Source organism: Mucilaginibacter dorajii (genome assembly GCF_024808255.1).
GTDB lineage: Bacteria > Bacteroidota > Bacteroidia > Sphingobacteriales > Sphingobacteriaceae > Mucilaginibacter > Mucilaginibacter dorajii.
This window is the reverse complement of sequence record NZ_JANTYS010000026.1, coordinates 1-25140: the sequence shown is the minus strand read 5'-3', so window position 1 is coordinate 25140 and position 25140 is coordinate 1. Positions and strand designations below refer to the sequence as shown.

Below are 25140 nucleotides of genomic sequence, written 5' to 3'. Positions count from 1 at the left end.
AGTTCGCGAATAGATCTTCGTTCCTACCCATGACAAGTCCACCATGTCATTGCGAGGAACGAAGCAATCGCGAACTGCGCAGAACCGCTCTGTATAGCATGAGATTGCTTCGTGCCTCCTATGACATAGCTTTATATTGTCATTCCACCTTCAGAATTTTGCGGATTTTACAACTCAGGATGACAGTTGTTTATTTGAAAGGACATGCTGAAGATTTTATCCTGATCCAGCATTACCCGATCACGAAAACGTAGAAATGAGCAGCGGATAGTTTATCCGCATTACCCGTACCGGATGGCTGCTGTGCAAAAAAATTGATGGATTGGTTATCCGGATGGCATCGCCAAAATGAGTCCAGTTGCCTAATGAGCAGTGAATGATAAAGCTTGGCAGATTATGATCTACCTGGTTTATGAGGCAGATATGGCCTTGGTGACCACCACTATCGGGATACACCATCAAATCGCCTGTAAGTGCATATCTGCAAGCGCTATCTCTTTAAATAAGCCGTCTTTAACCGGTTTTCCGCCGGCCCAGTATTCGTCGGTACTCAGCCAATGGCCGCTTCCCGGTGGTAATTCACGTGGAATGCCAATAGCCCAGACAATAAAACCCGAGCAATCACACTCCTTGGTTATTGGTTTTGAGGGATCGAAGCCTCCCTGGCCTAACTTGTAAACTGTTTTTTTTGCTAACGCGCTGTGTGCCCTGCTAAGGGTTTGTTGTGTACTTGCTGTAACAAGTGTTGCTTTCCATGGCATAACGATAAGATTTTTGGTTACTTAAATATAAGCATTTTGGACGATTTAATTGGCAAAATGTTATAAACATTATTTGCGTAGCTTTATGCCTGTGACTGCCATGATAAAGAAAACTATCTTATTTAGCTTATTGCTGTTTACATGTTTTTGTCTGCACGCACAGTCTGTCTTAAAGCCATTCCCTCAGCATATAACATACACGCAAGGCATTATTATTCCCAATCACGTTAGCCGGCAAAAGCTTGATAACACCGTGCTTTCATTTTACAACCAATGGAAAAGCCGCTATGCAAAACCGGCGAAAGCTAAAGGACAAAGGTACATTTGGTTTGAACGGCCTGGTGGTAAACAATGCGTATCTGAAGGGCAGGGCTACGGCATGATCATTACCGCTTTAATGGCCGGTACCGATGCATCTGCCAAAATAACTTTTGATGAATTGTTCAGATATTACCACGCGCACCCGGCAAGGGCCGGTCAGTATTTAATGAGCTGGGCGCAGGATTACCAGGGTATTAATACCGATCATTCTTCGGCCACTGATGGCGATATGGATATAGCCTATTCGCTTTTATTGGCAGATAAACAATGGGGGAGTAAGGGAGCTATCAACTATCAAAAAGAAGCCAAGGCGTTACTGGCCGATATCATGAAGTATGAGATCAATCAAAAAAGCTTTACCATATTGCTGAGCAACGAAACCGAGCCGGATAGTAAAGATTATTACGATACCCGTACGTCTGATTTTATGCCATCGCATTTCAAGGCTTTTAAAATCGCGACCGGCGATATTCGTTGGGATAAGGTCACGGCAAATACCTACAAGCTATTTGCCGCTATGCAGCAAAAGTATAGCCCAGATGCAGGTTTATTGCCCGATTTTATTCAGCAGGTAAATCATAACCCACATCCCGCCAAAGCCATGTACCTCGAATCGAAATACGATGGCTGTTATAATTACAACGCTTGCCGCGTACCCTGGCGCGTAGCAGTTGATTACCTGTTATATGGCGATGCCCGGGCAAAAGCTTTTGTCAGGCCGATCAATAACTGGATCCGGTCGACCACGTCCGGCAATCCCGATAATATTTCGGCCGGGTATACCCTGGCAGGGAATGACCTACCAACCCGCCATTTTGAGGCTTTGAGTTTTATAGCCCCATTTGCAGTTGCGGCAAGCATCGATACCAAAAACCAACAATGGCTTAACCATGTGTGGGATTACCTGGTTAACTTTAAACTAAAGGATTATGACTATTATGATAACAGTATTAAGATGCTTGATATGATTATTTTGAGTGGGAATTATTGGCGGATCTGAGCACAACTGTAAAACAGCGTTAAGCAGTGTATTTTGTTGTTTATTAAATTTAATTTTACATAAAATATAAGCCATATGATAAACCCTTTGTCCTTGGATCTTTCACAAAACCTGTATGGTAACGAGGTGCTCAAACTCTTGCTCTCGGTAGTGGTGGGCTGTATTTTAGGATTGGAGCGAGAGGTGAGGGGCAAATCGGCAGGCTTCAGAACCCTCGCATTAATTTGCTTTGGTGCATCTGTTTTTACCATTTGTTCCTACCTGTTAGGTGTTGAAAGCAATCGTGACCGTATTGCCGCCAATATCATCACTGGGGTAGGTTTTTTAGGGGCGGGCGTTATCTTCAGAAATAATTCTTCTGTATCGGGCATTACCACCGCGGCATCTATCTGGATAGCGTCGGCCCTAGGCATGCTGATAGGCATAGGCGAGTATTTGCTTACCGGCGTGGCGCTGGTAATGTCGCTATTTATACTGTACGCTTTGGATTTTATACAATTGTGGATAGACGACCGTTTTCAGCACCGCAATTATACCCTGTTATTCAGGGGCGAAGATCAGTCGGTTTTAGTAACCGGCGAATTGAGTAAACTCCAGTTAAAATGCAGGTATACCAAAACCTTGCGCACCGATTCGCAGATCCGGTTCCAGGGAACCATATCCGGGCGCGAAACCAATTTAAAAGAATTTAACGACTGGCTTTTGAAGCAAAGCTTTATTTATTCGGTTGAATGGTAAAGCTTTAATCATATCCATTAACCTATTCTTTAATCACCTCAATATCTATAACATGGCATCAGTTTTTGAAAGAATTAAGAAGTTTAACGAAAACCGGCTGCCAGATATGGTTCAGTTAAAGATGAAGGCCATGACTGAAAACGCCTTCCGGTTTTTTAGGGGCACCTGTCATTTGTTTTACGAGGATCTTAGTGGCGTTAAAAAATTCCCCCCATCGCCCCAAACCTGGATCTGCGGCGATCTTCATTTAGAAAACTTTGGGAGTTTTAAAGGGAATAACCGGATGGAATATTTCGATCTGAATGATTTCGACGAATCGACCCTGGCACCTTGCGGCTGGGAGGTAGCCCGGATGCTTACCAGTATTTACGTGGGCTTGTCATCATTGGAAATTAAATTAAATGATATTGATGAACTTGCCGAGTTGTTTATTAACCAATATGCCGAAACCCTAAGGCTGGGCAAAGCCCGGTATATAGACCCGCGCACAGCAACCGGCATTGTTCACAAATTTTTAAAGAATATCAAAAAACGGAAAGAAAAAGATCTGATTAATAAGCTGGCTTATACCGAAGAAGGGGGCTATGCCATCAAAATTAACAACCTCACCCATTTTAAAGTTGAGCGAAGTTTAAAAAAGGAATTGAAGCAAGCGCTTAATAGCTGGTTAAATAAAACAGAACGACTTGAAGATTATAAAGTTAAAGATGTGGCATTTAGGGTAGCCGGCACCGGCAGTATTGGCTGTAAGCGCTATATGTTTATGCTTCAGGATAGCCTAATCAAAAACAAGTTCATTTTTGTAGAGCTTAAGGAGTCCAGGCAATCATCATTAAACCCGTATAATAAGATAAAGCAGCCGTCATGGCTGTCGCAGGCGGATAGGGTAATTGCGGTAAAAAAGCGGATGCAAAATGTTTCGCCCGCTTTACTGAGCACCTTTGATTTTCAAGGCATCAATTATGTATTGCAGGAAATGCAGCCTATTGCTGATAAGGTTAATTTTGAAACAATTGCCGGTAACCGTAAAGATTTGCGGAGTGTTTTAACAGATATGGCAACCCTAACAGCATCGGCACAACTCCGGAGCGGTGGCATTCAAGGATCGGCCATTATTGATGAGCTAACTGTTTTTGGAGCCGAAGAAGACTGGCAAACCGGCTTGACGTTATACGCTAAAAACTATGCGCAGCAGGTGATTAAAGATTATGGCGCTTACGTTGTTGATTATAAAAAATCGTTGCTGGATATATAACTGTTTAAGTTTAGGCTTATGCACCTTTTGATTTGCCAATTCAGCATAAATTTCAAATCAACGGTAAAATTAGTAAATCATACGTATCTTTGAATAAGAAAATACACGTGTAATGACAACTAAACTTACATTAACAATTGACGACAGTGTAATAAATGCTGCAAAAAAGTATGCCCATAAAAAAGGGAATAGTTTATCGGCCATAGTGGAGAATTATTTAAAATCGATCACTACTGTCGAGGATGCCCCGGTTATCCTATCACCCAAAGTAAAAAAGCTTATGGGTGTAGTTAAGCTCCCCGATGATTTTGATTACAAAAAAGAATTAGGAAATGCATTGGTAAAAAAATATAGCTAAGCCAACATGAAGCATGTTTTTATGGACACCAATGTGGTGATTGATTTTTTGGCTGATCGAAAACCATTTTCGATGGATGCAGCCAGGATTTTTGATTTGGGGGTTATCGGAAAAATAAAGATCTATATATCGGCGGTTTCTTATAATAACATTTATTACGTGTTGAGGCAGTCGTTATCACATCCTGTTACCTTACAGTTATTGAATGAACTGGCCGACATGACCGAAATTGTTGATGTGACAGACAACGTGATCAGGCAATCTTTAAAAACAGACTTTAAGGATTATGAAGATGCTATTCAATATTATTGCGCCCTTAGCATATCGGCAACCAATTTTATTGTAACCCGGAATACCAAAGATTTTAAAAAGAGCACGTTGCCTGTTTTAACGCCGGCCGAAGCATTGAAAGCTCTTGAAGAATAAATGTTTAAGATTAATATCCCCTCATGAATAACACGGTAATCCTTTCAATTATTAGTCAAATAGGACTTTGAGAAGATTGGAATAAAGATTTTGGGAGCAAAGAGTAAAGACTTGCGGACAAAAGACAGGAAAATCAACGTCAAAAAAATCCCCCGGCAACTACTCCGGGGGACTCCATCAATATATAAACAAAAGTTTACCAGAACTTCACGTAAAGCATGGTAAGTAATAGCAAGGTTACAATGATGAGGGCCATGGTTGATTTTTCTACCTTAAACATAGCCTTAGGAATATCGAAGGCTTTCGGGTTAATTTTTGGTCCGGCAAGGCTTACGGCTACCATCGCGATGATGGTGAACATAAACGATAGTCCCATACAAATAAGGAACGGAATTTCCCAGGTTCCATCTCCTTTGGGGAATGCTGTATATAGGAAAGTTTCGTGCCCAAATAAGTCTGGCGCAAAGTTGTTGAACAATACCGACATGGCAAAGCCCATCAAAATGCCCACAATAGCCGCGGCACCTGTAGTGCGTTTCCAAAAGAAACCTAAAATAAATATGGCAAAAATCCCCGGGCTGATATAGCCTGTATATTTCTGAATATAATTAAAGCCTCCCTCGCCGCTGATGCCCAGCATATCTTTCCAGGTTAGCAGTATCGAAAATACCAGCGCAGCCAAAATAGTCAGCTTACCTACCCAAACCATCTTACTCTCATCCGCATCTTTAGCGATGTGCTTTTTGTAAATATCCAGTGTGAAAATGGTAGAGATACTGTTGGCTTTACCCGCTAACGAGGCCACAATAGCTGCTGTAAGTGCAGCTACAGAAAGGCCTTTTAAACCGGTAGGCAAGAAGCCCAATATAGCCGAGTAAGCATTATCCGAATTAAAATGCCCGCCCGAAGCCATCTCTTGCTGCAAACCGCCGTTTTTGTATAATACATAAGCGGCAATCCCCGGTATCACCACAATAATAGGCATAGCTAACTTCATTAAACCTGCAAACAGGATACCTGTACGCGCGGTTTTAAGGTTGGCACCAAGCGCGCGTTGGGTAATGTATTGATTACAGCCCCAGTAGTTAAGGTTCACAATCCACTGGCCGGCAAAATACATGGCAATGCCGGGCAGGGCCAGGTATTTGGTAATTTCTGCCTGTGGCGCACCCGGTTTGGGTTTGGCCATCATCATTTTAAAGTGCTCCGGCGAATCTTTAAACATCAGCTTTAAACCGGCTATAGCATCTTTGCCTAAGCCAAAATGATCGCTCACCAGGGTTAAGGCAATATAGGTGGTAGCTAAACCACCAATTACCAGTACCAATACTTGTATCACATCGGTAAAGCCAATAACCTTCATACCACCAAGGGTAATAAATAAAGCAAACACCGCCAATGCAATAATGATGATGTGCATACTGCCCATATCACCACCTATGAGGTTATTGATAGCCAATGCGCCCAGGTAAAGTATACTGGTAAGGTTTACAAACACATATAAAAACAGCCAGAAAATGGCCATAATAAAGCTCACAGTTTCGTTATAGCGGGTATGTAAAAACTGCGGCATGGTGAAGATCTTGTTCTTCAGATACACCGGTATAAACCATACCGCTACAATAATGAGCGCGATGGCGGCAACCCACTCGTACGCGGCCACAGCCAAGCCCACAGCAAAGCCCTGCCCGCTGGTGCCGATAAACTGCTCGGCCGAAATGTTGGATGCGATAAGCGACGCGCCAATGGCCCACCAGGTAAGTGACCCCTCGGCCAAAAAGAAATCATGACTCGCCGATATGCTTGCCTTTTTTTTGCGGCTGTACACCCAGTAGCCATAACTGGATACCACAATAAAATAGATCACGAATATGACGTAATCAATTGTTGAAAATTTATTCATAATTGGGTTTAAATTAGTTTGGTTTTATTTTATTAGTTCTTTCTTATTTGTTTCTACTTTTTTAAAACAGGCAACCGGAATCCCATCGTGGGTTGCCTGTTTGGTAATATGTAATTTAAAAACGCTTGTCATTGCGAGCGTAGCGCGGTAATCCCGTTGCCCTACAGAGCGATTAGGTAAGGCGATGCTATTGCTCCGCAACTCATTCCAACTCAGCCCTGTCATTGCGAGGCCCCTTTCTCCGCTGTTGCGTTTTTGTAAAATGTGAAAAATGAGAACACTTTGATTATTAGTAAGATATAATTTTACAGCTTATACACCTGTTGCGCAACGCAACACTTTTTTTCCTTTTCTGTCCTTGCTCCTTAATCTCCCCATCCTTGCTCCAATAAGTGCGTTACCTTCGGCCCAGGCTATCCGCTCATACTGCACAGGCCTTAAGCTCTTGGCCGGTATCCGCTGCTATCCCTAACGCGGGAGCCTCACCCTGCCCTCTCCAAAGGAGAGGGTTCTGGAAAGTCTCAAACCTGCAAATCCAAAGTCTCCCCCTTCAGGGGGAGATTTAGAGGGGGCCTCTCCCTATTTATACGCCACCTCATTCCACATAATCTCATTTCTGAACTGTGGAATAGTAGTATCCTTACCAATGCGTAAAAACTCAATGCCGGCCATATCCGCAAAATCCTGCAAATGTTCGGCAGTCAAATTTTGGCTGTAGGCGGTATGGTGCGCGCCGCCACCGTAAATCCAGGCTGCACAGCCGGTTTTCATATCAGGTAGCGGTTTCCAAAGTACACGGGCTACAGGTAGGTTTGGCAGGTTTTCAACCGGCTCAACAGCTTCAACTTCATTAATCAACAGGCGGAAACGGTTGCCCATATCTACAATAGAAGCATTAAGCGCTGCGCCGCCGGCCACGTTAAATACTAAACGCGCAGGATCGGCCTTGCCGCCAATACCTAATGGATGAACTTCTAATGATGCTTTACCACTGGCCAAAGAAGCATCTACTTCTAACATATGCGAGCCCAATACCAAGGCATTGTTAGGGTCGAAGTGGTAGGTGTAATCTTCCATGAAAGCGTTACCGCCCGGCAGGCCTGCACCGATAACCTTAAAGGCACGTACCAGGGCCGCTGTTTTCCAATCGCCTTCGCCGGCAAAGCCAAAGCCATCGGCCATCAGGCGCTGGGCAGCAATACCGGGTAACTGGATCATGCCATGCAGGTCTTCAAAGGTATCCGAGAAACCTTTAAAACCACCATCAACCAAAAACTTACGCAGACCCAGCTCAATCTTAGCCGCATCATATACCGACTGATGTTTGGCACCACCTTTTTTCAAATCATCGGTCATGTTGTAGGCAGCCTCGTATTCGTCAATCAGTTCACTTACTGATTCCTCGCTTACCGCGTTAATTACGGCAACTAAATCGCCGATACCATAGGTATTTACCGAGAAACCGAATTTCAATTCTGCCTCAACTTTATCACCATCGGTAACGGCAACAAAACGCATGTTATCGCCAAAGCGGGCAAATTTGGCACCTTGCCAATCATACCAGCCAGCGGCAGCACGGGTCCAGGTTTCAATCTGAGCCAAAGCCTCAGGATCCTGCCAATGACCAACAACTACCTTACGGTTCATGCGCATGCGCGATACCATAAAACCAAACTCACGGTCGCCGTGGGCGCTCTGGTTTAGATTCATGAAATCCATATCAATGCTGCTCCACGGAATATCGCGGTTGTATTGGGTATGCAGGTGCAGCATCGGCTTTTTAAGAATGCTTAATCCTCGTATCCACATTTTAGCCGGACTAAAAGTATGCATCCAGGTAATGATACCGATACAGTTGTCTGCAATGTTGGCCGCCTGTAGGGTTTCATAAATTTCTTCGGTTGATTTTACAACAGGCTTATAAACAACACGTACCGGGATGTTGCCGGTAGCATCAATTCCCGCCGCAATTTCCTGCGAGTGCTCGGCAACTTTTTTTAATGTTTCTTCTCCGTATAAGTTCTGGCTTCCTGTAATAAACCAAACTTCAAATGCTTTAAGGTCGATCATATATTTAGTTATTGAATTATTGAATTAGTGAGTTATTGGATTATTGATTAACGGTTAAATTATTGGAGGGTAATGGCTATTTGATAAATACAAACGGCCTTTTCAAATCAATAATTCAGTCAATCAATAATTCAATAATTATTTCGCTGGTGATAGTCTTAGCAGGGTTGCACCATGTAGGTTAATATTTTGCTGATAGCTGGTTTTAAATTGGCCAACATCCTGCTTTTTCCACAGGTCGCGCACTTTTACTTTGCCTTTGAGGCCCAGGTCTGCAAAGTTTATAGCTATATCTTTGTTTACATCCTCAATGTTGAATAACCCAACGTAAATATCCTTAGTGCCTGGGATGGTTGAATACCAAACCATAGCGCCATCTTTTTTATAAAGCTGTTTTGGGTTGGCACCTTTTTGGTTGGCGGCCAGTACTTCATCGTTGGTAAACAGGTTCAGCTCAAAGTCACGGTTCTCGGGCATATTTCCGCCAATCATCAGCGGCGAGCGGAAAATACTCCAGAAAGTCACATGGGTTATTTCTTCATCTTGGGTAAAACGACTAAAGCGTTCTTCACCAACAGGGCCTCGTTTGCTTAGTTTACCTATCTGGATCATATCACAATCGGGCCAATGGCCTGGGCCGCTTACGCCTTCCCAGCTTTTGGCATAATCAAACATGTGCAAAATCTCTTTCCAGTTGTCCCAAAAATCATCTGCCATGCGCCACATATTTGCATATTTGGTAGCGTGGGCGGCCTCGGCAACCGGGGTTTCGCCGGGCGAAAGGCTCAATACTATCGGCCTGCCGCAATTTTGAATGGCTTTTTGGTAGCCTTCTACTTCGGCATTACTGTATGGGCGCGATAGGTCATCTACCTTAATAAAATCAACACCCCATGAAGCGTACAATTCTAAAATAGAATTGAGGTATTCCTGTGCACCTGGCTTTTTCATATCCAGACCGTACATGTGGTTCATCCACGGGCATTTGCTGTTGGTATCGGCAACCATATCGGCAGTAATACAATTGGTGCCTTTTACGGGCGATTTAGCCCAGTAAGCCTGTCTTGGAATGCCCCGCATTACGTGGATCCCAAACTTCAATCCCTTACCATGCACATAATCGGCTAAATGCTTAAACCCGTTGCCGCCAAATGCCGATGGGAATTTGGTAGGCTGAGGCGTTAGCCTGCCCCATTTATCCATAGTTAACCAGGGTACGTATGAGCCATCCTGCAAGCGTAATTGGAATGGATTGCCAATATTGCTACCCGGCGGGTTATCGTACGACCATAAAAAATCGACCACAATGTACTCCCAACCATGTTGTTTCAGGTTGGCGGCCATGTAATCGGTATTGGCTTTTACCTCATCTTCATGCACTGCCGAACCAAAACAATTGTAGCTGTTCCAGCCCATAGGCGGGGTGGCGGCTACAGTTTGCGCCGATGCGGTGTTTGCGCCCAATAATCCTGCTGCCAGGATACCGATATAAATTAAAGTTGATTTCATTTTATTGGCCGTAATAAGAGTTTGGTCCATGCTTGCGTTCAAAATGCTTTTTAATGAGCGAATCTTTAAGGCGTGGTGCCTGGTCATTGATCTGCTCGGTAAGGTAAGCCATTTGGGCTACAGCCTCTAACACAGCGCTGTTGTAAACTGCTTTATGCGGCGTTTTGCCCCAGGTAAATGGTGCATGGTTACCAACCAATACCATTTCTACCTCGTTATAATCCAGGCCTTCTGCTGCAAAATGATCCATGATCTGGAAACCGGTTTGGTATTCATAATCACCTTCAATCATCTTGTCGTCCATTGGTGGGGCACAAGGAATATCAGCAGTTAAATGGTCTGCATGGGTAGTACCGAAAATGGGAATACAACGCTGCGATTGGGCCCAGGCAGTACCATAAGTAGAATGCGTATGTACAATGCCACCAATATTTGGCCAGTGTTTGTATAATACCGCATGGGTTTGGGTGTCTGAAGATGGCCTTAAATCACCTTCGATAGTTACACCTTCAAAATCAACTATTACCATTTTTTCTGGTGACAGGTCCTCATAAGGTACGCCGCTTGGTTTGATAGCGAAAACGCCCAAGTCCCTGTCTGCCGCGCTTACGTTGCCGAAAGTGAACAATACCAGGCCTAATTTAGGCAGCTGCATATTGGCTTCATAAGCAGCTTGTTTTATATGTTGATACTTGCTCATGCCAAAACTGAATTATCCGTTACCGTTTGTGCCGATTTAGCTATTTGCTGCGCGATGAAATTGCCCAGGGTTTTGTATTTGTTATAACGGGCTGTGTAGGTAGCTTCGTTTGCTTTGTTAGGATAATACTCTACGTCAAAACCACGGCCCATAGCTTGCATAGCATCTTCAACCGTTGGATAAATGCCTGCAACAACCGCCGCGAACATGGCCGCGCCCAAAGCACAGGTGTGTTTAAACTGGTGAATGCGGATAGGCATGCCCAATACATCGGCCATCATTTGCATTACAAACGGCGATTTTTTAGCCACGCCGCCAATACCGATGATCCCTTTAACCGGGATGCCTTCGCTTATGAAACGTTCTACAATACTCCTGGCACCAAAACAGGTAGCCTCGGCCAATGAACGGAAAACCCGTGGCGCGTCGCTGCCTAAACCAAGGCCGGTAATAGCGCCTTTTAATTCCTGGTTAGCATCCGGTGTGCGGCGGCCGTTAAACCAATCAATAGATAATTCGTTATCAAAATCCAAAGGCAACAGATCGGCCTGGCGGCTTAATTCAGGAATAATTAGCTCCGCCATTTCAGCTTTTAAAGCTTCGGCTGTAGCCGCGTCAATTACAGTTGATTGTGATAGCAGGTTGTTCAAAGGCCATAACACTACATTTTTAAACCAGGCATAAGTATCGCCAAAGGCCGATTGACCGGCTTCTAAACCGGTCATGCCGGGTATAACCGAGCCATTTACCTGCCCACAGATACCTGCTACCAGCTTATCGCCAATTTCGGCAGTTGGTGCAACCAAAATATCGCAGGTTGAGGTGCCCATCACTTTGCTTAAATGATAGGGTTCAATTTGCCCGCCTACAGCGCCCATGTGCGCGTCAAAAGCACCGGTGCCAACAATAACATCGGTTGATAAACCTAATCTTTCGGCCCATTCCGGGCTTAAAGTGCCGGCGGCTTCATCGGCGGTATAAGTATCTGTAAACAGCTTAGCGGTGATGCCTGTCAATAATGGATCAAGCGATGAGAAAAACTCATCGGACGGTAAGCCGCCAAACTCCTCGGCCCATAAAGCTTTGTGACCTGCCGAACAACGGCCGCGTTTAATTTCCTTAACATCGGTACCTCCGGTAAGCAGGAAAGGAATCCAGTCGCAATGCTCAACCCATGAATGCAGCGCTTCATGTACCTGCGCATCAACCCTTACAATATGTAATAACTTGGCCCAAAACCACTCTGACGAGTAAATGCCGCCAACATATTTTAAGTAATTGGTATCAAATTTTGTAGCATGTTCATTGATTTGGGCGGCTTCCAATACCGAGGTATGGTCTTTCCACAAAATGAACATGGCATTTGGGTTTTGCTCAAAGCCAGGGGTTAAGGCTAAAGGGGTGCCGGTTTTATCAACCGCTATAGGGGTAGATCCCGTAGTATCTATGGATAGGCCCTTTACCGCTTTGGCTATATCGGCACCGCCTGCTTGCGCAAGGCAGTCTTTAATAGTGGTTTCCAGTCCCTCAATATAATCAAGGGGGTGCTGACGGAATTGATTATCAGCGGGTTTGCAAAATAAACCTTGCTGCCAGCGTGGGTAGTTGAATACAGATGAGGCTATTTCGTCGCCGTTGTGCACGTTGATCAGCACGGAGCGAACAGAGTCGGACCCATAGTCCACCCCAATCACAAATTGGTCTTCTCTCATATTGGTTAAATAATTCGTGTTGAAGTAACACTTATTTTTTTACAAATGAAAATTTTTCTAAAAAAACATTTAAAATTTTACAAAACCAATTTACAAAAAAACTATTGAGATAGGGTGTCCGGGTTGGGGATGAAGTTCATAAAAGCCTGAAATTTAGCGTAGTAGTTCTGCATATTGAGTTGGTAATAGAATGCGCCGCGCTTTGATCCGGCTTTATCCTTGTCAGTTAATTTTATAAGTAACCCGGTGGCTAAAATGCGCTTGCTAAAGTTTCTTTTGTCTATCTGGGTATTAAAAACGCACTCATAAAGTGTTTGTAACTGCGGAAGTGTGAACTTGCCAGGTAAAAGTTCAAACAAAATGGGATGCATGGCGGCTTTGTACCTGATGCGTTTTTTTGCCGCCTCTACCATTTCCTGCTGATCAAAAATAAGCTTGGGGAAGCGTTTGAGCGGGAACCACTCGGCATGGTAATCCTTACTTAGCTGGGTTTGGTATTTATTAATGTCTATTAACGCGAAGTAAGTTACAGATACCGTGCGCTCTATAGGGTCGCGTTTGGTGCTGCCAAATGTGTGTAATTGCTCTAAATAAACGCCTTCAAGGTCGGTTAGCTGCTTTAGGATGCGGTTTGCGGCCTGGTCTAAACTTTCCTGTGGCTGTACAAAACCACCCATTAAACTCCAGTTATCCTTCTCGGGCTGAAAAGCCCTTTTGATGAGCAGAATTTTTAAAGTATCGCCATCAAAACCAAAAATAATGCAGTCAACGGCTAATAAAATTCGGGTTTGTTTGGAGTATTTCTGCATATAATGAAGTGAATAAGGGCGGCAAATATAATTTTTTTTCAGGCCACGAAATTATATTTCATAGCGATTTAATTGTCAAAACAGCTTTAAAATGGTTTTAGCGCCTTTTAGGCGTGTGGCTGGTACACCAATAAAAGTAAAAATTATTTAATTGTTTTTTTCACAATTAAATAATTTTTATTCTACCTTAGATTTTAATTAGGGCCGCCAAACGCCCCGATGATATAACCAAGCACCAATTGTAACCAGTTATTACCGCCCATTTAAACTTTAAAAAAGGGATAAAAAAGCTGTAAAAAAACGTCAATAAAAATGAAAAGAAACTACAAAAAACAGTACTTATTATACAGCTTTGCGATAACTTTATTGGTAAGCTGCAGCGGCCCGACCGAAAAAAAGGTTGCCGGCGATTCTACCTCAACTACCAAAGCCGCCGCACCCGACGCTAAAAATTTTGAAGGCAATGTAAATGGCAAAGCAGTTAAACTATATACTTTAAAAAACAGCAAAGGTGCCAGCGTGGCCATCACTAATTATGGTGGCCGGGTGGTAAGCTTGTTGGTGCCCGATAATAAAGGGACCTTAACGGATGTGGTTTTAGGTTACGATAGTGTAAAAACTTATCAAAAACCCAAAGAACCATTTTTTGGTGCTATTATAGGTAGGTACGGTAACCGCATAGGCAAAGGAAAATTCAGTTTGGAAGGCAAGGCTTACCAGCTGGATATTAACGATGGGGTGAACACCCTGCACGGCGGCTTTAAGGGATTTTACAGCCAGGTATTTGATGCCGCCCAGGCAAATGATTCCACGCTTAACCTTACCTATGTATCAAAAGATGGCGAAGGCGGTTACCCAGGTACTTTAACAACCAAAGTAACTTACACATTAACCAGCGACAACGCCCTTAAAATAGACTATACCGCAACCACCGACAAAACTACTATAGTAAACTTGACCAATCACGCCTACTTTAACCTGAACGGCGCGGGCGATTCAACCATACTGGATAACGTGGTAAAGATTAACGCCGATAACATAACCCCGGTTGATACCACGCTGATCCCTACGGGTAAACTACAACCGGTAAAGGGTACGCCATTTGATTTTACCACCGCTAAAGCCATCGGCACAAATATTAATGATAAAGATGAGCAGCTGAAAAATGGCAAGGGATACGACCACAACTTCGCGCTTAATAAACATGATGGGGCAACATCGGTAGCTACCGTCAGCAGCACGAAAACGGGTATTGTAATGGATATTTTTACCGAAGAGCCCGGGCTGCAATTTTATAGCGGCAACTTTTTAACAGGCCAGACTCATGATGGTAAAGGTGGCAAGGCTTATCCACACCGCTCGGCATTTTGTGTAGAAACACAGCACTTTCCGGATGCGCCCAATGAGCCTTCTTTTGCTTCAACCGTGTTAAAACCCGGGCAAACGTATCATACAACAACTACCTATAAATTCTCGGTTAAATAAGTAAAGCGATAAGGTTTTTGACGCCAATTATATAGCTATCGAGATGACTGATACCGAAATAAAATATCTGCTCAATGATATCGCTTTGAATAACAGCCGTGCATCCTTTAAAAGGTTGTACCAGTTTTACTATTCGCAATTATTTTGGTTTGCCAAATCGATAGTTAAAACGGAGGAAGCTGCCGAAGAGATAGTTGATGATGTATTTTTAAACCTATGGATGCAGCGTACAAGGTTAACGGAGATTAATAACCTGGCTAATTATTGCTACATGAGCGTTAAAAATAAATCGTTAACCCTCATCTCTAAACCACATCTTAACCAGGTGAGCATTGAAGATGTGGATGTAGAGATCACAGATCAGGCTGCTACGGGCGAGGATAAATTGATTTGCGCCGATACCGTAAAAGCTATTAACCATTCGCTCAATAAGCTATCAGGCCAGTGCAAAATAGTTTTTAAGCTGGTAAAGGAGGATGGGTTAAAATACCGTGAAGTTGCGGAGTTGTTAGATCTATCGGTAAAAACGGTTGAATATCATATGGGTAATGCCTTAAAGCAGGTAGCCTGGGGCATTGCCGATTTTCAAAAAAATAAAGCCGCCGAACCCGGGAAAATATTTAAATAGTTAATCATCTAATCCCTTGCCATCCAAAATTTGCGGGATATATTTTTCAACCCTTTGCTCGCGGGTTTTGGATTGTTTGGCTGCCGAAAAATAAAGCAGGTACCCTCTTTGGCGTCCTGGCGTTAATGCTTCAAAAGCGGTTTTCAAGATGGGCATGGCATCTAATTTAATTTGAAATTCTTCGGCTATTTTAAACTCGGTGGTCTTTTTAAGCTCTACTTTCAAACCGGCCTTTTCTACTTCAATCGCTTCATAAATATAGGCTTTCAGAGTGGGCACCAATTCAACTATTTGGGCAACGCTGGTAAACCGTGCCTGGCGTGCCGCCTGCACATTTTCGGTTTGTTGAACCAGGATCCCATCGCTATCATTTAACAAGGATCCTTTAAAAAACAAAAACGCACAGTATTCATTAAACACGTGGATTAAAACGATGTTGCCGTTTTGGTGTGTGTAACAGGGGCAGCCCCACTTCAATTCTTCGGTTAAATTACAATCAAGCGCTATCATTCTCAAACGCTCAATTTCTTTCTGCCATTTTTGGGATTTGTTAAAATAAAAATCAACTTTAGGGTTCATGCTTTTATAAATTATAGGAGGACACGAATACTTACACACTAATGTTCGATAATTTTTTCTAATTGCACGAATTAACTTTTTCCTACTTACAGGGCGGATCTGCACAGTTCGCGATTGCTTCGTCCCTCGCAATGACATAGCTTTATATTGTCATTCCACCTTCACAGTCCGCGGTTTTTAAAACCCAATGGTGACTCGGTTTGTTTTTAGAAGGTTCCTACTTGCTAATTTAATTCGTGCAATTAGAAAAAAATTGGCAATAATTAGTGTGCCTAAGTTTTTAATGAGCCACGGAAACCCCTGGCGGCGTAATAGGATTCGGCCCCGTTATGATAAACGAAAACGGTATCGTAGCGGCGGTCGCAAAAAACGGCCCCGCCAAGTTTCCTGATATTGGCAGGAGTTTTTATCCAGCTGGACGTTTTGATATCAAACTTGCCAAGTTGCTGCAAACCGCGATACTCTGCTTCAGTTAAAAGCTCAACACCCATGGCTGCTGCCATCGCGACAGCACTATTAGCAGGTTTAAATTCTTTCCTTGCTTCCAGTGCTTCATGATCATAACAAATACTTCTGCGGCCTTTAGGGCTTTCGGCCGAGCAATCATAAAAAACGTATTCGCCCGTAGTTTTGTCGTAATGAACAACATCCGGTTCACCGCCGGTTTTTTCCATTTCATTAAGCGACCATAGTTTTCCGGCGTTACTTTCCAGTTTGGCCTGTACAATAGCCCACTCAATATCCTGGTGGCGATTCCTGTTTTTTTCAAAACGAGCCCTCAATATTTGGAGTAGGTCTTCACTTTCCTGTGGTGATAATTTAGGGTTCATGCTCTTCATTTATTGGTTAACAGGAATGATTTTTCTATCGGCAGGCCTAAAACACCAGGATACCACCGTTAGTACTAATAGCAGCAATGCCGGCGCTATTTTACCGATACTATCGCCCACCGCGATATGCGAAAATATCGCTCCCGACATGACGAAGAAAAATCCGGCGTAAGCCCATTCCTTTAATAACGGAAATTTAGGAATAAGCAGGGCTAAAACGCCTAAAAACTTCCAAATACTTAGTATGGTTAACAGGTACATAGGATAGCCTAAATGCGCCATGCTATCTGCTCCTCCCTGTCCCTCTTTCATTTTTAATAACTGCACAATGGCTGTTGATAGCATCCCTAATGCAAGCCAGAGTGTGGCAACCCAATAAATGATTTTATCTCGCTTTGTCATGATGTGTTATTTTAATTTGCCTGCAATTTCCTGTAAACGGTTGTGCGCGTAGTTTAATCCCTGGGCAAAAGGCAGCTTCAACATCTGGTCCCTCAGTTCAACCGATTTATATACGCTGAGCATACTTACTTTGCTGGTATTATCGGTAAGCTTTTCAAACTCCACAAACTCAAGCTGAACACCAAAAGGTGCATTCTCCATTTCAAAAGTCCGCGTTATTTTCTGGTTGGGGATAAACTCGTGGAATACCCCATTGGCGCGGAATACTACATTTCCTTTATTATCACTTGTTTCAAATTGCCAGCCGCCGTGCTTTTTATTTTCAAGCTTCAGCACTTTGGTCCCCATCCATTGCTCAACAATTTCCGGCTCTACGTGCGCTTTAAAAAGTAACTCAAGGGGCAAATCAAATTCTCTTGTAATTACTAAAAACTGCTTGCCCTCTTCTGCATTGATTTTTGTTTTCAGTTCCATTTTATTTGGTTTTATAATTTTTCATGATGGTTTCTAATTTGCTGAACCTGTCTTCCCACATCTGGCGGAAGGGTTCAATAAAGTCGGCTACTTCTTTCATCTTTTCGGGGTTTAAATGGTAATAAATTTCCCTGCCGTTTTGCTCCTGTTTAAGCAACTCGCACTCGGTAAGTATTTGCAGGTGTTTTGAAACTGTGGGGCGTGCGGTATCAAAGTTTGCCGCTATGAGGCCAGCTGTCATGGCGTGCGAAGTAACCAGCATCAATATGGCCCTACGTGTTGGGTCGGCTATCGCCTGAAATACATCTCGTCTTAAATTCATTATGTAGCTATTTGACTACAAATATATATGTAGTTATTTGGCTACGCAAATTTTTTTAATTTTTTTGTGGGGATTGAGTTAAACGTTTGTCATCCTGAACGTAGTGAAGGATCTTCTTCCCTATAAAAGTCTGCGATGAGTAGGGCGAAGAAGATTCTTTGTTCCTGCCAATAACAAGTTAAAGATTCCGTCATTGCGAGTAACCACCAGGGAAAGCCCTGAAAAAAATAGTGATGACGTATAGCAAGCCGGACTTTTCGTAGAGACGCATTACATGCGTCTTCAACTATACAGAGCTGTCTTTTCAGAGCGATTTACAGGTTGGATTTGCACGCGGAAGACGCATGTGATGCGTCTTCAATGAAAAAATATTGGTAATCAATAACTTACATCGATGTCATTATAAGAAGGAACGACGAAGCAATGACGGTGGGATATGTGTTTCGTGAAAACTAAAAAACTTCGGTAAACCCAATTTAAACAGCTTCTAAAACAAACCTTATTTCTCATTTTCCTTACCCCTTTACCACCGCATAGGCCCTTACCGGGAAGGTACCCACCCCCTTAAACTTTGGCGGTACGGCGTTAAATTGATAATTGCCAGGTGGCAATTTATCCAGGTTACATAAATGTTCTACTATCAAAATATTGGCACCTAATAAAATGGTGTGCACCGGGCGGGTTTTGCCTTGGGTATCATCTATGTTATGGCTATCTATACCAACAAGCTTTACTTGCTGGCCTTTTAAATATTCAGCTGCTTCGGCAGTTAAATAAGGATGATTTTCAAAATAAGCATCGGTATTCCAATGCCGGCTCCAGCCAGTATGTACTATAACTGCTTTATTGCGCACGTCTTTATCCTTAAAAAACACAGCATTAATAGCCGTCGCGTTTAAGGCATCAATAGTGATTGAATCCAGGTTGGCAAACTGTTCTAACGGTACTTCAGATAGATCGTGCCCATGTTCATACCTGTGAAAGGGGCAATCGATATAAGTACCGGTATTAGATACCATTTCAATTTTTCCTATCTGAAATTCGGCCCCGCCTTCGTAAATTCCTTTTGATTGTTCGCGGCTTAAATAATCACAAATGATTGGCGCGGGGAGGCCTTTGTAAGTAATAAGTCCATCAAAAATAACGTGACTAAGGTCTATTAGTTTAGGTGTAATTATGGCTTGATTCATATGCTTAAAATTGAAGGTTGATGATTGTAAATCGCCTGGCCCGAATATAGGTTATCTGGGTTTTAGAAGCTGTTTAAAAACGGTTTCGTAAAAATATTATAACACAAAATAATCGTGCCTTATAATGACGTGGTCGAAAAGAATTGATTATCTGCATATATTTTTCACACGTAACGCCCTCGCTACCGTCATTGCTTCGTCGTACCTCCTACCCATGACAGGTTGTAAAACGGAAATCATGCCGAACGTGTTTCGGGCCCCCACAGGACAGGTAACCCGCATGATGTATACTTAGCGAGTGGGGTGCTGAAACAAGTTCAGCATGACATTGGGTTTCAATTCGCATTGTCATTTCCACCTTCACAGTCCCCAGATTTTAAAACTCGTAATGACGATCCTTTTTAAACAGTTTCTTATATTTTCCATAAATGTTACCACCTCACCATCCCTCCTAAACCAAATAATGCGTCCCGTATTGCTACAGAACGCATCACAGACCAGTTATTAATCTTATTGCAAGAGGTTTTATCTTCTATTCGCTTCTTAAACTTTTTACCGGGTTTGCCAGCGCCGCCCTGATGCTTTGGTAGCTTACCGTGGCCAGGGTGATGGCAATGGCTGCTATAGCGGTAATAGCGTATACCCACCAGGCTATGTGGGTGCGGTACTCATAATTTTGCAGCCAGGTGTGCATAAAATAGTAGGCAACAGGTGTGGCTATCAGTAGCGAAATAACAACCAGCACAACAAAATCTTTGGAAAGCAACTGCCACAGGTTAAGCACGGTTGCGCCTAATACTTTGCGTACCCCAATTTCTTTAACACGTTGCTCGGCCATAAAGGTGGCCATACCAAACAGGCCCAGGCAGCTAATAAAAATGGCCAACCCTGCAAAGCAGCTTGCCAGCTTACCTATGCGTTCTTCGTTATTAAATTTTTTAGCGTATGCCTCATCAATAAATTGATAGTTGAATGTGGTTGATGGATCATATTTTTTAAAAATTGTCCTGATCCTGGCGATAGCATCATGGGCACTTACCCGAGGGTTTATTTTGATGTTAACATTTGATAAATGCTGCCACCTTGGCAAATAAAACAGGGTAGGCTGCGGCGCGTCATAGGCCGATTGATTGACCATATCTTTTACTACGCCGATGATCTTGAATTTGGCGTTACCCACCCAGTCAACAATTTCACCAATGGGGTGCTTAAGTCCCATAAATTTAACCGCGGCCTCGTTTACAACAAACCCCGAAGAATCTGACAGGAAAGCCTCGTTGAAATCGCGCCCTGCTGCAATTTTCCAGCCCACTGTTTTTCCAAAATCGGAGGTTATGGCCATACTTGTAAATTGTTCCTGTATGGCCGGGTCTTTACCGCTCCAGTTAAAACCTCCGTTAGAAATATATAAGTGGGTAATGGCATTTTCAGATTCGGCCACATTGGTAACAACTCCGCTGGCAAGTAAATCATTTTTCAGGGGTTGGTATTGTTTATTGATCTCGTCGGTTTGCAGGTCTACATTGATTAGATTATTGCGACTGTAGCCAACCGGGCGGTTTTTTGCAAACTGAATTTGCTGAAAAACTACGATGGTACCTATGATCAATACTACAGATACGGTAAATTGAACAACCACCAATACTTTGCGCGGGATAGCTGCCCAACGACCAACCCTGAATGTTCCTTTCAGCACCTTCACCGGGGTAAAAGATGATAGATATAACGCGGGGTAGCTGCCGGCAACAAGGCCTGTAAATAAACTAAAAGCAATACCCAGCGCCCAAAATAAGGGACTGCCCCATAAAACAGTTATTTTTTTATCTGCAAGCTGGTTAAACTCGGGCAGAAATAGCACCACCAATAGTATCGATACAAAGAAGGCCAACACCGCAATCAAAAGCGATTCACTGTAAAACTGCCCTATCAATTGGCTCCTAACCGAACCGATAGCTTTGCGGATACCAACTTCTTTGGCCCGCTTTTCAGACCGGGCAGTGCTTAGGTTCATAAAGTTGATGCAGGCCAGCAGCAGCACAAATACACCGATAATACCAAATAACCACACGTACTGAACGCGGCCGCCAATGTTAATGCCGTTTTTAAAATCGCCATACAGGTACCAGCTGCTCATGGGCTGCAGAAAAAGTGCCGATTTATAGCGGGCATCGTCGTTGTGCAGGCCTATAAGCGCGTTTAGTTTTAAGTTTTTGATTTTTGCCGATACATTGTTCATATTGGCATTGTCGGCAAGCTGCACATAGGTTTGAAACCAGCCCGCACCCCATGGGTTATTAAAACGGGCAGCATAATGTTCGCTTATGGCCAGCATTTGAAACGGAGCGATAAAAGTAAGATCACCAAAAGATGAATTTTGAGGCAGATCCTGGTAAACACCGGTTACTTTGGCATCCAGTTTTTTATCAATTTTGATGACCTTGTTTAACGGATCGGCATTGCCGAAAACGGCTTTTGCTGTTGATTGCGATATCAACAGCGATGTAGGATCATTTAAACTGGCCGCGCTTCCTTTCAGCATTTTTACAGAAAGCATATCGGTAATGGCAGGCTCCATAAAATTACCTTTTTTGGTCACCATGGTTTCGCCATAAGTTAAAATATGGTCATTCGTCCAGGAGGTTATCACCACATGTTTAAAATAGTTACCATAGTTATTGCGAAGCGCGGGCGCCAGTGGTAAGGCCGATGAACCGTAGGTTTGCGTTTCGTTGTTAACCCATGAATTATCCATAACCTTGGCAATACGCGCCTTGTTTGGGTAGCCCGAATCAAAAGAAACCTCGTCCCAGATCCATAAACCAATCAGCATGGCCACAGCCATACCCACAGCAAGGCCGCCAATGTTAATTAAGGCCGATGCCTTGTTTTTAATAAGGTTTCGCCAGGCAATTTTTAAATAGTTTTTGATCATGATCTTACGGGTTGAAATCGAATTTTTTAAAAAAAAGTATTTTAATATAATAACAGGCATTGCTTAGCCAGTTTCGCCTTGATTCTTTGCTTCTTACTCGCTTTTTAAACTTTTAACCGGGTTAACCAGCGCAGCTTTAATGGCCTTGTAACCAACCGTGAGCCAGGCAATAGCAACTGATAGCACAATAGCCAGCAGGAAGATGCCCGGACCGAGTTTGATTCTGAATGTGTACGATTCCAGCCATTTATTCATCATGTACCAACCCGTGGGTGCCGAGATGGCAAACGCTACCAGTACCAGGAATGTGAATTCTTTGGAGAACAGGTAAACGATATGGCCGACCGAAGCCCCCATGGTTTTGCGTATGCCTACTTCTTTGGTGCGCTGAACGGCCATAAAGGAAACGAGGCCAAATAAACCCAGGCAGGAGATCAATATGGCAATACCTGCAAATATTTGGTATAACAGCGATAACTGGTTGTCGGTTTTATAAAAGCGGGCTACTTGCTCGTCAATAAAGTGATATTCATATAAAGCTTCCGGGAAAGTGGCGTTCCATTTGCTTTCGATTGTAGCGAGCGTTTGTCGCATATCAGCCTGGCCTATTTTGATGTTAAGCGTGCCATAAGCACTCCTTTGGGAGGCCATCAATACCGGCGGTATGGCATCTTTGAAAGAGCCGACGTTAAAATCGCGGACAACGCCGACGATGGGCGCTTCCAAATGCTTATTGCCCCATAAGCCGATGGATTTACCAATGGCTTGCTGCGGATTGGCCAGGCCGAGTGATTTTACCATAGACTCGTTAACTACATAGCCGTTAATGGTATCGCCTGGCGCGTAGGGTTTCCCAGCCAGAAACTGTAGCCGGTAGAGTTTAAAGAACCCGGCATCGGCCCATTTAAGGCTCACACCAAATTCGCTCTCTTTAGGAGCGTGGTCAAAGTGGATCCTGGCAAACCAGCCGTTCTCGTCCACCGGGTTATAAGCACTGTAACTCAAAGCCTTTACACCCGGCTGTTGCAGCAGTTCTTCCCGCAGAAATGCGGTCTTGCTTCGGCTGACGCTGTCGCCGGGAACACCGATTGCAACAACAGCCGTTTTATCGAAACCAGGCGATTTGTTTTTAAAATAGTTGAGCTGGGAGATCATGACCAGAATGCCGATGATCAAAACCTGGGCGATGCAGAACTGAAAAACCACCAAAGCGCGCCTTAGGGAAATGCCCTTAGAACTAACCGCGCTGATTTTATTTTTAAGTGCCGAAATGGGGTTAAACCCGGATAATACCATGGCTGGATATAAGCCGGACAGGATGGTAACCGTTAACCACAGGACGGCGAGAAAGATTAACACCCTTGGGGCAAGAGCAAACTGTGTATTTAAGTGGATTTCCAGCAGTTGGTTAACAAATGGAAGAACAAGTAAACTGATTGTAAGGGCCAGCACAATTGCACCAAGCGTAATGATACCGGTTTCGCTGATAAACTGGAAGATCAACTGTTTGCGACGGCTGCCCAATACTTTACGGATACCAACTTCTTTAGAGCGGTTGACTGCTTGCGCAGTAGCCAGGTTGATGAAATTAACACAGGCGATGACCACCAGGAATAAGCCGATCATGCTAATGGCGTTGATGAGCTGTTTACTGAAGGGATGCGCGGTAAAAACATCAATACGGGTATCATAATGCATCGCGGTAAGCTGTTGTAGTTGTATACGCAGGCCGTTCTTATAATCCCCGGGGCTATGCCGTTTGAGAAAGGCATCCAATTGCTGTTCATAATTCCGGGCCTGCGCACCGGCCGGCAAAGTAACAAAACAGTAATTTTCACCCAAAACCATCCCCCAATTATGCATGGAGTCGAAATTGTCGCCGCCTTTTGCCCGCATTGTGGCATAGGATACCACAATTTTTAGCGGAAAGTCTGTATTGTCAGGCATATCAGCTAAAACACCGGTTACTTTCAGAACCGTTTTACCTTTATAGGCAATGGTTTTACCAACGGCCTGGTGCCAGTCGCCAAAAAACTTATCGGCTTCGCTGCGTGTTAGCGCTACGGTATTAGGTTCTGCCAGGGCTGTTTTTTTATCGCCGGCCAACCAGTCAAAATCAAACGTATCAAAAAACTGCGGCTCGGCATAATAGGCCTCGTCTTCCTTGAATTTTTTATTATTGACGCTGAAAAAATTGCCTTCATTACGCAGTATAACGGCTGCCGGCAACTGTGGGAGATCCAGGCGTAGCGCTTCGGCCAAAGGAAAAGGCACGCCGCTTTGAAAATTCAGACTCGGTTTGGTGACTACGCCGGTCACCCGGTATATCCGGTCCTTTTTTGTATGAAAGGTGTCAAAACTGGTTTCATACTGCACCACTAAAAAAATAAGCAGGCAGGCGGCTATGCCTACCGCTAATCCGGTGATGTTAATAGCCGTATAGGTTTGATGGCGGAGCAGGCTTCGCCAGGCTGTTTTAATATAATTCCTGATCATAGCTTTAGCTTTATGAAAGCAATGAGAATTTAATGCCATTTTTGTAGTTATCTGATATTTAGATTGTTGTATTGTTTTGTGGCTATCGGGTTGTATCAGAAACGAACAGCAACTGCACGCTTATGGTTAGGTGGAGTTGGTAAAATGACCCGTCCGGAAATAGCTATACAGATTTGTGAGTAAATCCTGTAAATACTATACAAGGTATTCTGTTAGTCCTAAGATGAACTATACAGGTCT

General features: G+C 43.5%; 23 protein-coding genes. 7 read left to right on the top strand and 16 right to left on the bottom strand.

All coding sequences use genetic code 11. The features are described from left to right. Positions 1 to 240: 240 nt before the first annotated feature. Positions 241 to 459 (bottom strand): hypothetical protein, encoded by a 219-nt coding sequence (locus FHS10_RS24810; protein ID WP_259096330.1) that lies wholly within the window; start codon positions 457 to 459, stop codon positions 241 to 243. Continuing rightward, positions 459 to 761 carry a hypothetical protein gene (locus tag FHS10_RS24805; RefSeq protein ID WP_259096327.1) on the bottom strand — a complete coding sequence of 101 codons (303 nt, stop codon included), beginning with the start codon at positions 759 to 761 and terminating at the stop codon, positions 459 to 461. Before FHS10_RS24805 ends, FHS10_RS24810 begins: the two co-directional genes overlap by 1 nt. Before the next feature lie 253 nt (positions 762 to 1014). Between FHS10_RS24805 and FHS10_RS24800 the strand changes: the two genes are divergently transcribed. From FHS10_RS24800 to FHS10_RS24780, 5 genes are all read left to right on the top strand, one after another. Continuing rightward, positions 1015 to 2082, top strand: coding sequence for a family 8 glycosyl hydrolase (locus tag FHS10_RS24800; protein ID WP_259096325.1), 1068 nt, complete (start codon positions 1015 to 1017; stop codon positions 2080 to 2082). Between the two features lie 75 nt (positions 2083 to 2157). Then, on the top strand, positions 2158 to 2820 hold the full coding sequence (locus tag FHS10_RS24795) for an MgtC/SapB family protein (protein WP_259096323.1): 663 nt from the start codon (positions 2158 to 2160) through the stop codon (positions 2818 to 2820). Positions 2821 to 2872: 52 nt separating this feature from the next. After that, on the top strand, positions 2873 to 4075 hold the full coding sequence (locus FHS10_RS24790) for a DUF2252 domain-containing protein (protein WP_259096320.1): 1203 nt from the start codon (positions 2873 to 2875) through the stop codon (positions 4073 to 4075). A gap of 112 nt (positions 4076 to 4187) precedes the next feature. Further along, positions 4188 to 4433, top strand: coding sequence for a DUF6364 family protein (locus FHS10_RS24785; protein WP_259096318.1), 246 nt, complete (start codon positions 4188 to 4190; stop codon positions 4431 to 4433). Positions 4434 to 4439: 6 nt separating this feature from the next. After that, positions 4440 to 4859: a type II toxin-antitoxin system VapC family toxin gene (locus tag FHS10_RS24780; protein WP_259096317.1), complete on the top strand. Its 420-nt coding sequence runs from the start codon at positions 4440 to 4442 to the stop codon at positions 4857 to 4859. 196 nt (positions 4860 to 5055) lie between these two features. Here FHS10_RS24780 and FHS10_RS24775 read toward each other — a convergent pair whose 3' ends face one another. The 6 genes from FHS10_RS24775 to FHS10_RS24750 all read right to left on the bottom strand — a co-directional run bounded on the left by FHS10_RS24775 (position 5056) and on the right by FHS10_RS24750 (position 13562). Then, on the bottom strand, positions 5056 to 6762 hold the full coding sequence (locus tag FHS10_RS24775; protein WP_259096314.1) for a sodium:solute symporter family transporter: 1707 nt from the start codon (positions 6760 to 6762) through the stop codon (positions 5056 to 5058). A gap of 579 nt (positions 6763 to 7341) precedes the next feature. Next, positions 7342 to 8832, bottom strand: coding sequence for an L-arabinose isomerase (araA, locus tag FHS10_RS24770; RefSeq protein ID WP_259096312.1), 1491 nt, complete (start codon positions 8830 to 8832; stop codon positions 7342 to 7344). A gap of 138 nt (positions 8833 to 8970) precedes the next feature. Further along, positions 8971 to 10371, bottom strand: a complete 1401-nt coding sequence (locus FHS10_RS24765) for a glycoside hydrolase family 27 protein (RefSeq protein WP_259096310.1) — start codon at positions 10369 to 10371, stop codon at positions 8971 to 8973. Further along, a complete protein-coding gene (locus FHS10_RS24760; RefSeq protein WP_259096307.1) occupies positions 10343 to 11041 on the bottom strand; it encodes an L-ribulose-5-phosphate 4-epimerase in 699 nt (232 codons plus the stop codon). Before FHS10_RS24760 ends, FHS10_RS24765 begins: the two co-directional genes overlap by 29 nt. After that, on the bottom strand, positions 11038 to 12753 hold the full coding sequence (locus FHS10_RS24755) for a ribulokinase (protein WP_259096305.1): 1716 nt from the start codon (positions 12751 to 12753) through the stop codon (positions 11038 to 11040). Before FHS10_RS24755 ends, FHS10_RS24760 begins: the two co-directional genes overlap by 4 nt. A gap of 101 nt (positions 12754 to 12854) precedes the next feature. Then, positions 12855 to 13562 (bottom strand): NUDIX hydrolase, encoded by a 708-nt coding sequence (locus FHS10_RS24750; RefSeq protein WP_259096302.1) that lies wholly within the window; start codon positions 13560 to 13562, stop codon positions 12855 to 12857. A gap of 312 nt (positions 13563 to 13874) precedes the next feature. On the opposite strand from FHS10_RS24750, the gene FHS10_RS24745 reads away from it, so the two are divergent. Both FHS10_RS24745 and FHS10_RS24740 read left to right on the top strand, forming a co-directional pair. After that, on the top strand, positions 13875 to 15047 hold the full coding sequence (locus FHS10_RS24745) for an aldose epimerase family protein (protein ID WP_259096301.1): 1173 nt from the start codon (positions 13875 to 13877) through the stop codon (positions 15045 to 15047). A gap of 43 nt (positions 15048 to 15090) precedes the next feature. Next, positions 15091 to 15675 carry an RNA polymerase sigma-70 factor gene (locus FHS10_RS24740; protein ID WP_259096298.1) on the top strand — a complete coding sequence of 195 codons (585 nt, stop codon included), beginning with the start codon at positions 15091 to 15093 and terminating at the stop codon, positions 15673 to 15675. On the opposite strand, the gene FHS10_RS24735 is transcribed toward FHS10_RS24740, so the two are convergent. From FHS10_RS24735 to FHS10_RS24700, 8 genes are all read right to left on the bottom strand, one after another. Then, positions 15676 to 16254, bottom strand: a complete 579-nt coding sequence (locus FHS10_RS24735; RefSeq protein ID WP_259096295.1) for a YdeI/OmpD-associated family protein — start codon at positions 16252 to 16254, stop codon at positions 15676 to 15678. It abuts the gene before it with no gap. Positions 16255 to 16526: 272 nt separating this feature from the next. After that, positions 16527 to 17093, bottom strand: coding sequence for a DUF4256 domain-containing protein (locus tag FHS10_RS24730; RefSeq protein WP_259096293.1), 567 nt, complete (start codon positions 17091 to 17093; stop codon positions 16527 to 16529). Then, positions 17094 to 17486, bottom strand: a complete 393-nt coding sequence (locus FHS10_RS24725; protein ID WP_259096291.1) for a DoxX family protein — start codon at positions 17484 to 17486, stop codon at positions 17094 to 17096. It lies immediately after the preceding gene. Positions 17487 to 17492: 6 nt separating this feature from the next. Then, positions 17493 to 17960 (bottom strand): SRPBCC domain-containing protein, encoded by a 468-nt coding sequence (locus FHS10_RS24720; RefSeq protein WP_259096288.1) that lies wholly within the window; start codon positions 17958 to 17960, stop codon positions 17493 to 17495. A gap of 1 nt (position 17961) precedes the next feature. After that, entirely contained in the window at positions 17962 to 18282 is a 321-nt protein-coding gene (locus FHS10_RS24715) for an ArsR/SmtB family transcription factor (RefSeq protein ID WP_259096286.1), read from the bottom strand. 515 nt (positions 18283 to 18797) lie between these two features. Continuing rightward, on the bottom strand, positions 18798 to 19472 hold the full coding sequence (locus FHS10_RS24710) for a cyclase family protein (RefSeq protein WP_259096283.1): 675 nt from the start codon (positions 19470 to 19472) through the stop codon (positions 18798 to 18800). Between the two features lie 532 nt (positions 19473 to 20004). Further along, positions 20005 to 22404: an ABC transporter permease gene (locus FHS10_RS24705; RefSeq protein ID WP_259096282.1), complete on the bottom strand. Its 2400-nt coding sequence runs from the start codon at positions 22402 to 22404 to the stop codon at positions 20005 to 20007. A 93-nt stretch (positions 22405 to 22497) separates the two neighbouring features. Next, positions 22498 to 24900: an ABC transporter permease gene (locus FHS10_RS24700; protein ID WP_259096279.1), complete on the bottom strand. Its 2403-nt coding sequence runs from the start codon at positions 24898 to 24900 to the stop codon at positions 22498 to 22500. Positions 24901 to 25140: the final 240 nt, after the last annotated feature.

Coding starts and splice junctions, on each gene's coding strand:
- FHS10_RS24785 (WP_259096318.1), top strand. CDS start 4,188: ATGACAACTAAACTTACATTAACAATTGACGACAGTGTAATAAATGCT.
- FHS10_RS24775 (WP_259096314.1), bottom strand. CDS start 6,762: ATGAATAAATTTTCAACAATTGATTACGTCATATTCGTGATCTATTTT.
- FHS10_RS24760 (WP_259096307.1), bottom strand. CDS start 11,041: ATGAGCAAGTATCAACATATAAAACAAGCTGCTTATGAAGCCAATATG.
- FHS10_RS24740 (WP_259096298.1), top strand. CDS start 15,091: ATGACTGATACCGAAATAAAATATCTGCTCAATGATATCGCTTTGAAT.
- FHS10_RS24755 (WP_259096305.1), bottom strand. CDS start 12,753: ATGAGAGAAGACCAATTTGTGATTGGGGTGGACTATGGGTCCGACTCT.
- FHS10_RS24745 (WP_259096301.1), top strand. CDS start 13,875: ATGAAAAGAAACTACAAAAAACAGTACTTATTATACAGCTTTGCGATA.
- FHS10_RS24765 (WP_259096310.1), bottom strand. CDS start 10,371: ATGGACCAAACTCTTATTACGGCCAATAAAATGAAATCAACTTTAATT.
- FHS10_RS24715 (WP_259096286.1), bottom strand. CDS start 18,282: ATGAATTTAAGACGAGATGTATTTCAGGCGATAGCCGACCCAACACGT.
- FHS10_RS24810 (WP_259096330.1), bottom strand. CDS start 459: ATGGTGTATCCCGATAGTGGTGGTCACCAAGGCCATATCTGCCTCATA.
- FHS10_RS24710 (WP_259096283.1), bottom strand. CDS start 19,472: ATGAATCAAGCCATAATTACACCTAAACTAATAGACCTTAGTCACGTT.
- araA (WP_259096312.1), bottom strand. CDS start 8,832: ATGATCGACCTTAAAGCATTTGAAGTTTGGTTTATTACAGGAAGCCAG.
- FHS10_RS24700 (WP_259096279.1), bottom strand. CDS start 24,900: ATGATCAGGAATTATATTAAAACAGCCTGGCGAAGCCTGCTCCGCCAT.
- FHS10_RS24735 (WP_259096295.1), bottom strand. CDS start 16,254: ATGAACCCTAAAGTTGATTTTTATTTTAACAAATCCCAAAAATGGCAG.
- FHS10_RS24750 (WP_259096302.1), bottom strand. CDS start 13,562: ATGCAGAAATACTCCAAACAAACCCGAATTTTATTAGCCGTTGACTGC.
- FHS10_RS24790 (WP_259096320.1), top strand. CDS start 2,873: ATGGCATCAGTTTTTGAAAGAATTAAGAAGTTTAACGAAAACCGGCTG.
- FHS10_RS24730 (WP_259096293.1), bottom strand. CDS start 17,093: ATGAAGAGCATGAACCCTAAATTATCACCACAGGAAAGTGAAGACCTA.
- FHS10_RS24725 (WP_259096291.1), bottom strand. CDS start 17,486: ATGACAAAGCGAGATAAAATCATTTATTGGGTTGCCACACTCTGGCTT.
- FHS10_RS24720 (WP_259096288.1), bottom strand. CDS start 17,960: ATGGAACTGAAAACAAAAATCAATGCAGAAGAGGGCAAGCAGTTTTTA.
- FHS10_RS24780 (WP_259096317.1), top strand. CDS start 4,440: ATGAAGCATGTTTTTATGGACACCAATGTGGTGATTGATTTTTTGGCT.
- FHS10_RS24795 (WP_259096323.1), top strand. CDS start 2,158: ATGATAAACCCTTTGTCCTTGGATCTTTCACAAAACCTGTATGGTAAC.
- FHS10_RS24805 (WP_259096327.1), bottom strand. CDS start 761: ATGCCATGGAAAGCAACACTTGTTACAGCAAGTACACAACAAACCCTT.
- FHS10_RS24705 (WP_259096282.1), bottom strand. CDS start 22,404: ATGATCAAAAACTATTTAAAAATTGCCTGGCGAAACCTTATTAAAAAC.